The organism is Kitasatospora sp. NPDC057198 (assembly GCF_042670125.1).
Classification (GTDB): Bacteria; Actinomycetota; Actinomycetes; order Streptomycetales; family Streptomycetaceae; genus Kitasatospora.
Genome location: NZ_JBHUWH010000284.1, coordinates 1 through 10,358, shown reverse-complemented (window position 1 = coordinate 10,358; position 10,358 = coordinate 1). Strand labels below are relative to the sequence as shown.

The 10,358-nt window shown below is 68.9% G+C and carries 10 protein-coding genes and 2 pseudogenes; 4 read left to right on the top strand and 8 right to left on the bottom strand.

The features are described from left to right. Positions 1-325: 325 nt before the first annotated feature. Positions 326-469 (bottom strand): hypothetical protein, encoded by a 144-nt coding sequence (locus ACFUEL_RS26705; RefSeq protein ID WP_380239308.1) that lies wholly within the window; start codon positions 467-469, stop codon positions 326-328. Positions 470-1,420: 951 nt separating this feature from the next. Beyond that, positions 1,421-2,446, bottom strand: a complete 1,026-nt coding sequence (locus ACFUEL_RS26700; RefSeq protein ID WP_380239307.1) for a hypothetical protein — start codon at positions 2,444-2,446, stop codon at positions 1,421-1,423. A gap of 361 nt (positions 2,447-2,807) precedes the next feature. On the opposite strand from ACFUEL_RS26700, the pseudogene ACFUEL_RS26695 reads away from it, so the two are divergent. After that, positions 2,808-3,490: pseudogene (locus ACFUEL_RS26695) on the top strand (transposase family protein); the annotation flags it as partial. A gap of 134 nt (positions 3,491-3,624) precedes the next feature. Here the strand turns inward: ACFUEL_RS26695 and ACFUEL_RS26690 are convergent. Next, a complete protein-coding gene (locus ACFUEL_RS26690) occupies positions 3,625-4,218 on the bottom strand; it encodes an Imm1 family immunity protein (protein ID WP_380239306.1) in 594 nt (197 codons plus the stop codon). A 254-nt stretch (positions 4,219-4,472) separates the two neighbouring features. Here ACFUEL_RS26690 and ACFUEL_RS26685 point away from each other — a divergent pair. Next, a protein-coding gene (locus ACFUEL_RS26685; RefSeq protein WP_380239305.1) for an IS5 family transposase occupies positions 4,473-5,287 on the top strand; the annotation gives its coding sequence in 2 pieces (ribosomal slippage) (positions 4,473-4,815 and positions 4,815-5,287; 816 coding nt in all). Here ACFUEL_RS26685 and ACFUEL_RS26680 read toward each other — a convergent pair. Continuing rightward, complete coding sequence (locus tag ACFUEL_RS26680; RefSeq protein WP_380239304.1) at positions 5,279-5,707, bottom strand: DUF5959 family protein; 429 nt, start codon at positions 5,705-5,707, stop codon at positions 5,279-5,281. The two genes, ACFUEL_RS26685 and ACFUEL_RS26680, sit on opposite strands and share 9 nt — an antisense overlap. Before the next feature lie 223 nt (positions 5,708-5,930). Further along, on the bottom strand, positions 5,931-6,671 hold the full coding sequence (locus ACFUEL_RS26675) for a hypothetical protein (protein WP_380239303.1): 741 nt from the start codon (positions 6,669-6,671) through the stop codon (positions 5,931-5,933). A 193-nt stretch (positions 6,672-6,864) separates the two neighbouring features. On the opposite strand from ACFUEL_RS26675, the gene ACFUEL_RS26670 reads away from it, so the two are divergent. After that, positions 6,865-7,374, top strand: coding sequence for a DUF6328 family protein (locus ACFUEL_RS26670; protein ID WP_380239302.1), 510 nt, complete (start codon positions 6,865-6,867; stop codon positions 7,372-7,374). Between the two features lie 359 nt (positions 7,375-7,733). On the opposite strand, the gene ACFUEL_RS26665 is transcribed toward ACFUEL_RS26670, so the two are convergent. Together ACFUEL_RS26665 and ACFUEL_RS26660 are read right to left on the bottom strand one after the other, a co-directional pair. After that, positions 7,734-8,306 (bottom strand): PASTA domain-containing protein, encoded by a 573-nt coding sequence (locus ACFUEL_RS26665; protein ID WP_380239301.1) that lies wholly within the window; start codon positions 8,304-8,306, stop codon positions 7,734-7,736. Further along, complete coding sequence (locus ACFUEL_RS26660; protein ID WP_380239300.1) at positions 8,303-8,851, bottom strand: SigE family RNA polymerase sigma factor; 549 nt, start codon at positions 8,849-8,851, stop codon at positions 8,303-8,305. Before ACFUEL_RS26660 ends, ACFUEL_RS26665 begins: the two co-directional genes overlap by 4 nt. A 179-nt stretch (positions 8,852-9,030) precedes the next feature. On the opposite strand from ACFUEL_RS26660, the pseudogene ACFUEL_RS26655 reads away from it, so the two are divergent. Beyond that, positions 9,031-9,532, top strand: a pseudogene (locus ACFUEL_RS26655) (transposase); the annotation flags it as partial. On the opposite strand, the gene ACFUEL_RS26650 reads toward ACFUEL_RS26655, so the two are convergent. After that, positions 9,529-10,260 carry a hypothetical protein gene (locus tag ACFUEL_RS26650; RefSeq protein ID WP_380239299.1) on the bottom strand — a complete coding sequence of 244 codons (732 nt, stop codon included), beginning with the start codon at positions 10,258-10,260 and terminating at the stop codon, positions 9,529-9,531. The pseudogene ACFUEL_RS26655 and the gene ACFUEL_RS26650 overlap by 4 nt on opposite strands. Positions 10,261-10,358: the final 98 nt, after the last annotated feature.

The following is a 10,358-nucleotide window of genomic DNA, read 5'->3' as shown; positions in this document are numbered from 1 at the left end:
CGCCCGGGTCCAGGTCCTGGGCGAGCCGGGCAGCGCGCGCGGGACGATCGCGTCGAAGGGCTTCGGGGCCGCGAAGTGCGCGATCCCGGCGGTCAGCAGCAGGCCGCCCAGGAGGCGGGCGGAACGGTCGGATGCCATCGGCGCTCCAGGGGCGGGTCGGCGGGGAATTTGCTACCGAAGAGTAGCTTCGCCGCCCCGCGAACGGAACACCCCCGGCCCGCCGACACCGCCGTCCACACCGCCGACACCGCCCCGATGCCCGCCTCCCGACCGCACCGCACACCCAACGAAGGGACCCTCCGTCCGCCGTGCCGGTATCCGGGCCCTACTTGTCCAGGAGGCCCACCGCGTGGGCGATGACCAGGAGGGACGTGATGAGCGCGGCGATGCTCTCGATCGCCGTCAGGGCCTTGGCCCGAGTGGACAGCGGCATGGTGTCGGTGGGGCTGAACGCGGTGGAGTTGGTCACCGAGACACGTACAGGTTCTCCGTTCACCCATCCGGTGTTGAGAACCCACCGGAGCACCGTAGGACGAGTGAAGGGAATTGAAGACGAAGGGCCACGTGGCCACCCGCCACCGCCATGACCTGCGGAAACGGACTCCGCGGCCGCGCTGTCCGGACGATCGGCTCGACTGCCTGCACGAAGTGGTCGACCTCGTCGTGCGGCTGGTGCCGGGACGGCTCAGGAGGCTTCGGTTCCCGGGTACGGGAGCGTGGGCCAGGCTGTACTCGGACCCATGCTGACTTTCGCTGACCTGACGTGACGGGACATCAGGTTCGGCTCGCCCGGGAGACAGCGACAGGCCGACAGCCCACCCCTACCTCGTCAGCCCCCCGCGCGAGCACGGGGGTTGCTCCCCCACGAAGTGTTCGAAGAAGTGGTCGCGGAACTCGGCCCCGCGCTCGCAGGGGGTGTTCCATCGCAATGGCGACCACCCAGCTACGTCTGCCCCTGTCCATTCCCTGTTCCATCAGTACTCAGAGCCACTCTCGACCTACGCATTACGAGACCACCAGCGTCCGTGACGGCTGGTCCCGCCTCGTGCTCCACCGGCCCGCCCCGGTGGTCATGGACCGCCGAATCGGCGAACTCAGGTGGCTTCGTTCAGAGGACCGCTGCCTTTGCTCGTGACAGTCACTGTCAGGAGGTCAGGAGGTCAGGAATCCTGTCTGGCCTGCCTGGCCGGGGTTCTGACGTGCCGCCGCCGGGTGGGAGATGCGGTCCTCCGCTGGTGCGCTCGGGTGGCCGGGCCGGTGACGGTACGGGTGAGGCACTCCTCGGGCATCTTGTGGCCGGGTTGCTGCGGGGTTTTCTCCCTACGGGGTACAGGTCCGCGGAAGGTTACGGGGCTGCTCCGGCCGGGTGATGCGCCCTGGAGTTCTGCCCTTCGGGTCCGGCCGACGGGATGTCGGTGGTTCAGGGGTGCGGCTGGTCGAGGTGCCAGTGGTCGAGTCGGTCGTCGTCGGGGGTCAGCCAGCTGCTGTCCGGCAGGGGGACGATGTCGGGGCCTGCGGGGCGCGGGTAGGTGATCTCGGCGAGCAGCTGCAGGGTGGCGGCGTCGATGAGGAAGTGGCGGGTCTCTTCCGCCCATTCCTCGTCGGCGACAGCGGCCAGGATGCGGCTGTTCCCGAGGAGGACGGGGCGTCCGACGAAGAGTTGGTCCTCGTCCTCGGTAAGGCGTTCGACGGGCAGTTCCCGCTCCGCGGTGGGGAGGTGGTCATCGCCGAGGGTGCGGAGGGTGAGGTTGGCGCCGCCGCGTTCGAGGGTGAGGAGGTGCCGGCCGGTGGTGTCGATGTCGGTGACCGGCTCGTCCTTGGTGTCGAGCTCGGTGGTGTGCAGGGTGGTGCCGTCGAAGACGGCGATGTAGGTGAGTACGTCGTCCTGCCCCTGGCCGGCCGAGACGACCAGCTGGCCCGAGCCTTCGAAGGGTTGCCGGATCTCGTAGATCGCGGAGGCGGCGGTGAGGGAGTGGGAGGCGGCGGGTGCTCCGGTGGCGGAGTCGAGCATGACCAGGACGTCGCCCTCGTAGCCGCCTGCGGTGTCGGTCCCGGGGACGACGGCGATCAGGTGGCGTCCGTCGGCGGTGAACGCGCAGGCGCCGCGGCCGCTGCCGTTGTCGGCCGACCACGGGTCGTGCGGGTGGCTCCAGCGGGCGTTGCCTTCCCCGTCGAGGAGGGTGACGGCGCTGTCGCCGCAGACGGCGAAGGCGGTGCCGCCGGGGGCGGGCGTGGTGTAGCCGCGGTAGTCGCCGGTCGGGTCGGGGAACCTGACGACCTGCCCGGTGCCGTCGGCACGGCGGACGAGGGTGTCGCCGTCCTCCCGGGTGATGAGCCAGATGTCGCCGTGGCGGGTCTGCCAGGCGTCGGTCCAGCCGAGGGCTTCGGCGACACCGGGGCAGGGAAGGTCTGCGGCGGCCTGTGGGGTGAGCGGTGCGACGGTCATGACCCTGGTCGTGTCGGTGGGTGCGGCGCGGTGAGGGGCTGTCATATCTTGCCGGGCCAGTAGGACTGGCGGCGGTGTGTCCCGTGTTCCTTCGGGTGGATCGGGCCGTCCATCTGACCGTCGGTGCCTCTGATGATGGGCGCGCAGAACTCCGTGCAGACGCTGCGGGACGCGGATCGACTCCAGGACCTGTTCGAAGCGGGTGCAGTCGTTTGTGTTGCTGCCGGACAGGACGAAGCCGAGCGGGCGGCCCCGTCCGTCGCAGGCCAGGTGGACCTTGGCGCTCAGTCCGCCACGGGCTCGGCCGAGGACGTGATCTGTCGTTTCATCCCCGCCGGCTGCCCCTTTTCCGCCGGCGGCGCACACGGTCCTTGGCCTGCTGTTCGGCGTGGACCGCTCCACGATCACCCGGGCTGTCGCCGAGATCCGCGGCCTGCTCGCCCGGCGTGGCTCGCGGTCCCCGACCGGTCCGGGGTGCGGCTACGGACGCTCGCGGACGCCTTCGCTTACGCCCAGACCGAAGGTGTGGTCCTGCGGCTGGACGCCACCGAGATCCAGGTCCGCCGCCCGGTCGGCCACCGGCGCGGCAGGCGAGCGTTCGTGTCCGGCAAGAAGGAGCAGAACACCATGAAGGCCACCGTCGTCGCCAACGAACAAGGCCGCACCTTGTGGGCCGGCAACCTCCGCCCGGGACACATGCACGACGCGACCGCGATCCGCAGTGAAGGCATAGACGACTTGTTCCGCCAGTTTCCTGGCATCCAAGTCCTGCTCGATGACGGCTACTTGGGGCTGCGACGGGATCATCCCGGCCAGGCCATCACCCCGCCGCATAAGGCGAACAAGATCTGCCCGCCGGAAATCCACCAGGCACGCGAGCAGGACCGCCACACCCACTCGTCCCGGCGCATCCCGGTGGAACACGCCCTCGCTGACCACAAGCGATGGAAGGGCCTCGGACGCTGGACCCACCGTCGCGACACACTTCCCGACACCCACCTCGCCATCGCCGGACTCGTCTCCGACCGCACCGCCACCACCTGAACCAAACCGCAACTCGAGCCGTCGCGTCCCCACCTCAATCACGCACCAACTCGCTAATGGCAGTCGATCGCCAGACCAAGGGACAGCGTGGTCCAGGGCAGTGCGGGCGGCGCGCTGGAAAACTGAGCGATCAATCAATGGATGGGATGATTGGGTTCCGGATTGTCGCACCAGGGATCGTCACAAGAATTGTCTTCTTCAATAATTTCAATCAGCATATCAAGTGGCTGGCCACTGAAATCTCCAGGCATCCAGCTGATACATGCCGGCCTCGCCCCTACTTCGCCCAGACAGAATTCTTCTATCGCAGCCCGGACCGCACCGAGTGGCAGCGTGTTCTGCGGTCGATAGTGCAGCTGCAAGTCTTTATCCGCAACTACCAGCGGATCAAAATCTGGCGGAGTTGGATTGTCGGAAATCCAGACCACCCCGGCAATTTCACTGTCGGTCGAAAATGTCAAACCGTCTTCAGTGATCCACTTGAGAGCGCCATATCCAGTTTGCCAGTTTGCGCTTACATGCAACAGGCCATCAAAGCCTTGCAAGGATTCGACCGGGGTCACATCGGCCCTGGAAAACGCAAATTCAATTTCCTCACCCCTGGCCACTGGCCCCACGGCCGAGGAATCATCATTTTGATTAAGCCCGAAGAAGTCTTCAATAATTCGCTGCACATCCGCCCCACTTGCGGCATAGTGCACATTTCCATCCACAAATACGTTGAGCAAAATTATTCACCCACCCGGCTGCATGTTTGCACAATCAACTACCAATGACTGTCGAGGCTGGATTTATAGCAATTATTTAGGCGCGTCCCGTAATCGATGCCGACTGGGGCCGGAAGCTGATGTCCTCCCCGGCATCTGGGACGAGTGCGTGGAACCGGCGTCGTGCCCGCTCGGGATCGTCGTGTAAGAACTCCTAACGAAATGATCTTCAAGGTGGTCGGATCGCTCCGGGACTGCTGATCCGGGGGTGTGGGGTGGCTCGGCCGAAGCCGTGGCATGTTGATGACGAGCTGTGGGCGGTGGTCGAGCCGCTATTGCCGAAGGTGGAGCGCCGAGTTCGGCATCCCGGGCGCAAGCGGCATCCGGACCGGCTCGTGTTCCAGGGCATCCTGTTCGTGCTGCACACCGGGATCGCCTGGGAACACCTTCCGCAGGAGCTCGGCTTCGGCTCGGGCATGACGTGCTGGCGCCGCCTGGCCGAGTGGACCGAAGCCGGCGTGTGGCCCCGGCTGCACCAGACTCTTCTGGCGAAGCTACGGGGCGCGAATGCCCTGGACTTCTCCCGGGCGACGGTCGACGGCTCCCACATTCGGGCGTTAAAGGGGGGCCCAAGACAGGACGAAGCCCTGTCGATCGGGGCAGAACCGGCAGCAAGCACCACCTGATCACCGACGCCACCGGCATTCCGCTCGCCGTCACCCTGACCGGCGGCAACCGCAACGACGTCACCCAGCTCATCCCGCTGATCGAAACCGTCCCGCCGGTACGCGGCAAGCGAGGGCGTCCCAGGCGCCGCCCGGGCATCGTGCTCGGCGACCGCGGTTACGACCACGACAAGTACCGCCGCCTCGTCTGGGCCCTCGGCGTGAAGCCGGTGATCGCCCGACGCGGCACCGAGCACGGCTCTGGACTCGGCGCCCAACGCTGGGTCGTGGAGCGAGCCTTCGCCCATCTGCACTGGTTTCGCCGGCTGCGGATCCGGTGGGAGATCCGCGACGACATCCACGAAGCCTTCCTGTCCCTCGGCTGTGCGCTCATCTGCTGGCGGCGGCTTGTCTCCCTACCCTGACAGCATCGGCACCCAGTAGTTCATCACTTGGTGCAGGCGTTGCCGGTGGTCGGCAATCCAGTCGTCCGGCGGAACGAGCGGGACGCGCACGGTGACCATGGACCCCGACTCGTCCTCCACGACCACCTCCGGGCAGTCACGCTCGCCGGTGAGCTGGATGAAGATCGACGGCCCTCTACTCATCTCCATCCAGGCGACATTTTCGCCAGCGTCGAGCCTGTCCAGCGCGTTCGCCCAGCTTTCCAGCTTCGAAACGGACAAAGCGAGGTCGATGCGGCCAGCCACGAAGGGCGTCTTGACGACGATCTCGGCGTTGAGGCCGGCACTCCAACTGGCGCTCGGTCCCAGAACGTTGACGGTGACGCTGTTCCCCTCGTCATCGGCGAGGGAGATGAGCTCCCGCGGAGAACTGTCGCCCATAGCTGCCCTTTCATCGGCGAGTACTGAGACATCCTCGCCCGATCGGGGGCATCCCTCACCTCATTTTGTTAGCAGTTCTAAGCCGCGCTTGATGGTCGCGCCCGTCGAGTGCGCTTCCCAGGTGAGCTCCTGGAGGGCCGGCGAGGTGCGGCGGGCGAACGTCCGCCCGGGCTGCGGCAGGGTGTGGCCTCCTTCCGGCGGCGCTCCGGGCCGGGACGCCGGGCTACTGGTCGAGGACGCCCACGGCATGGGCGATGACGAGCAGGGAGGTGATGAGCGCAGCGATGCTCTCGATCGCCATCAGGGCCTTGGCCCGGGTGGACAGCGGCATGGTGTCGGTGGGGCTGAAGGCTGTGGAGTTGGTCACCGAAACGTACAGATAGTCCATCAGGGTGGGTACCCAGTCGCTGGTGCGGGAGGAGCCGTCGGCGACCTCCTCGATGGCGTCGTCGTTCTCGTCCTGGGAGAACCGGAAGTCGGCGAGCGGCAGTTCGGAGCGCTCCGCCTGGGTGCGCACCACCGGGCCGCCGCGGTCGAGTTCCCAGAAGGCCAGGCCGAAGACGATGATGCCGGTGGCCCACACCTGGAGCGCGGCGAGCAGCAGCGGGCCGCCCTCCTGGGCCTTGCTGGTGACCAAGGCGTTGACCAGCAGGCCGAGCGAGACGAGGTTGCTGAGGCCGATGAGGGCGACCAGGGTCAGCGACACGAGGCGGGAGAAGCGGTTCTGCCGGGTCATCCGGCGCGGGTTGACCGCGATCAGCGGGACCAGCAGCAGCACTTCCAGCGCCGGCAGGACGAAGCGCGGGACGAACAGCAGCTGCTCGGGCAGCACCAGGTAGAGCAGGATCGCCGCCAGGGTGGCGAGCACCGCTGGCAGCCGGGCCTCGCCGCGGCGGTCGTGGCGTGCGAAGCGCTGCCGCGCCTTCGCCCGGTGGTCGTTGACGGACCGTTGCGCACTGCTCATTCGTGGGTCCTCCCGGTCGGAGTGGATGGCCCTGCACGCCTGCCCCGCCGCGCGGCGCCCACGCCGAGCATGACCGCAGCGCCCGCCGGGAAGCCGGACCCCGAGGCGCGACACGGACGACACAGGCGGCGGGTGCCGTCCGCGGCCGTCCCGGTCCGGTACGACGAGTGGTACGACGAGTGAGAGGACTCCCGTGGACGACTCCCGGAACACCGGCGGCGGCCCCGGCCGCGACGAGAGCCCGCAGGAGCGGGCGGACCGGCAGTGGGACGAGATGCTGCAGGAGGTACGGGTCGCCCAGACCGGGGCGCAGATCCTGTTCGGCTTCCTGCTGAGCGTGGCCTTCACGCCGCGGTTCGCCTCGCTCGGCGGCTTCGACAAGGCCCTGTACACGGTCACCGTCGTCCTGGGCGCCTGCGCGACCGCCTCACTGATCGCACCGGTCTCCTTCCACCGGCTGCTGGCCGGGCACGACCTGAAGCCGGTGCTGATCCGCACCGGCTCCCGGCTGATCGGGCTGGGCCTGACGCTGCTCGCCCTCACCATCGGCTGCGCCCTGTTGCTGCTGCTGCGCACCGCGACCGGCAACGCCGTGCTCGCCGCGACGGTGGCCGCCTGCGCGGTCGCCTACTTCGCGGTCACCTGGCTGCTGCTGCCGTTCCTGCTGCTGCGCCACGAGGAGCGCCGCCAGGGCACGCGCTGAAGGGCCGGGCACGCGCCGAAGGGCCGGGCACACGCCGAAGGGCCCGGCCCCTGCGGTGCCTTGGGTTCTGGCGGTCGTCGCAACACCCCAGTTCAGGGGATGCGATGACCTTCGAGATCTGTGAGAGCCGAAGCCCTCAGGGGCGGCGGAAGCCGGCCGCCGAGCGGGCTGCACACTTCCAGCTCATGAAGCGGGGCGGGAGCAACAACGAGGCACGCCGGATCGTCGAGGTCACCCCCAAGACCGGCAGACGCTGGCGCAACGGCCGCAACCCGTCCGGCCGCACCTGAGCGGGTGGCTCCCCTGCCCGGCAGGACGGGGCGCCGTCCGCCGGTGCGCGGGCCGAAGGGCCCGGTCGCTCAGGTTCTGCCGGGTTTGCCCGTCGAGACCAGCAGGAGGACGGACGAGCCCGGTGCCACCGGTTCTGCGCCGCCCCGGGGGTCACTGCTGATCACCTGCCCGGCGGGAGCGTTCCAGTCCGTGTGCCGCATGATCGTGCAGCTCAGTCCGAGTCCGCGCAGCAGGCTTCCGGCCTGTTCGACCGGCATGCCGGCCAGGTCCGGCAGCGCGATGCCCGCTCCCGCGGTCTGCTCCTGCTCCCGTGTCGGAGTCGCATCGGCGCTTCCGCTCTTGGGGGTGCCGGTGGCGAGCGGGGTGCACGCCCCGTTCGCCGGTGGGGACGGGGAGGCGCCGGGCGCGGGCGACACGGGCTTCAGCGCGAAGAACCCCACCGTGGCGCACACCAGCACGCAGCACGCCGCAGCGGTGCCGAGGAGCGCCCGGCGGGTGCGGCTGCGGCTGACGACTCGCTCGATCGCGGCCGCGTCGACGACCGGCGCCGTCGGCCCGTCGGCGAAGGAGGCCACCGCGGCACGCAGCTCGGCTTCGAGGCCCGGCTCGAACGGGGCAGGTCCGGACGACGTGTTCCTCACTTCGTACCTCCGAAAGCGGCCGACGGGGTGTGCGGCGCCTGGGCGCCCGATACGGAATCGCGCAGCTTGGCCAGGCCGCGGGCGAGCTGGGACCTCACCGCACTCGAAGAGATGTCCAGGACGTCGGCGACCTGCCGGGCGTCCAGATCGTGCAGGTAGTACAGGACCACCACGCTGCGCATGCCCATCGGCAGCCCGAGCAGTGCCTCGATCAGTTCCGCGCGCAGATCCACCTGCCCGAACCGGTCCCGGGGGTCGGCCGTCTCGGGCACCCCCGACAGCCCGGGGCGCTCGCCCAGGCGCGACAGCCGCCGCCAGCGGTCGTTGGCCAGGTTGACCAGCACTTTGCGCACGTACGCCTCCGGCGAGTCCGCCACCGCGACCTTCCGCCACTGTCGGCACGCCCGCTCCAGCGCCTCCTGTACCAGATCCTCGGCCATGTGCACGTCACCGGTCAGCGCATACGCGGTGCGGAACAACGCTCCCGACCGCTGTGCGACGAACTCCGTGAATCCGTTGCCCGGACCGCTCCTGCGAAACCTCACCCGCCGACCTCCTCTCCTCGTCCCGTCCCGATCACTGCCCCCATGACGGCGGAACAGGGCTCGGTGCTGCACCGAGCCGCCGGAAGTGACGTGAATCACAGCTGGGACGGAAGGGTGTCCCAGGACCTCGCGCCGCTGCCGCCCGGGGTGGGGGCGGGGCCCGGCCCAGCAGCGCAGGTCCAGCAGCGCAGGGCCAGCAGCGCAGGTCCCGCTCTGTCGACCCCGTGGTCATGATCAGCGAGCGGTCGGCCGAGGCCGAGGACCGTGCCGTTCCCGGCCGCTGGGAGGGCGACCTGATCATCGGCAAGGGCAACGCCTCGGCCATCGGCACCCTGGTGGAGCACACCGCCCGGTACGTGATGCTGCTGCACCTGCCCGCCGGCCGCGGCGCGGTCTCTGGCCTGGGATCAGGGCGTGGAGATGGCCGCCCAGCACGCCTGCACCGTCGCCACCGACATCCCGGTGTGCTTCTGTGATCCGGCCGGCGCCTGGCAGCACGGTTCCAACGAGAACACCGACAGCCTGCTGCGGCAGTACTTTCCCGAGGGCACCGGCCTGGCCGGCCACAGCAGCGAACGTCTGGCCGCCGTCTCTGCCGAGGTCAACGACAGGCCGCGCAAGACGTTCGACCGGGAGACCCCGGCCGAGCGTCTGCAGAAGCCACTCGTGGCTTGGGTCTAGAAATCAGGGCGTACTCGGAGCGCCGCGAGGGCGGCGGGCGCCCGGTCGGGTCTGAACGACCAGCCGGGCATCCCACCCCAGGCGATGGACAGGCGCAGGTACTCCACCAGCGTGATGTCCGGACGGCCTTCGACCCCTCGAATGACCGGGTCGGCTACCGCCTCGGGAAGAAGGATGTCGTGGGTCGACCCGCTGATGTTGGCTTTGTGCAGTTCGTCCGGGGCGAACTCGAACAGAAAGCCTGGTTCCACCGGCTCGGGGCAGGCCCGCAGCCGCTCACGATGCTCGCTCCAGCAGTAGCGCAGGTGCTCCGCGTCGGGCAGCACCAGCGGATCCGGGTACAGACTCGCAACGTCGTACTGGTCCCCCTCCGCCCAGGTCAGGTCCACGGCGGGACAGTCTCCGGCGAACAACACCCTGCCGACGTGGCGAAGACAGGCGTCGAGCGCGAACGGCAGAGTGCCGACCTCTCCTGCCAGCGCCTCCAACTCGGCGTGGTCCGCCGGGGTGGGCGGCTTGAGCATGTCCAGCCCGGCGATCGGGACCAGGCGGAGTTCCTCCAGCGCATTGCCGAGCCGGGCGACATGACGATGGACTCTGCGCATCGTTTCCGCCGCGACGGCCGCGCAGTCCTCGGACAGGTGATCAGGAACCGGCCCCAGGCGACGCATGTCCGCCCATACGCCCTCGTGGTCACCGGCGGCATAGCGCCGTTCGAAGGAGGTCATCAGAGGAGCCTGCCGGACGCGTGACCCGCGCGGCAAGCCGTCTGTCGTACGCCGCAGTGACGGAAGGCCGGGGACCCGCTGACCTGTGGGTCCGGCTC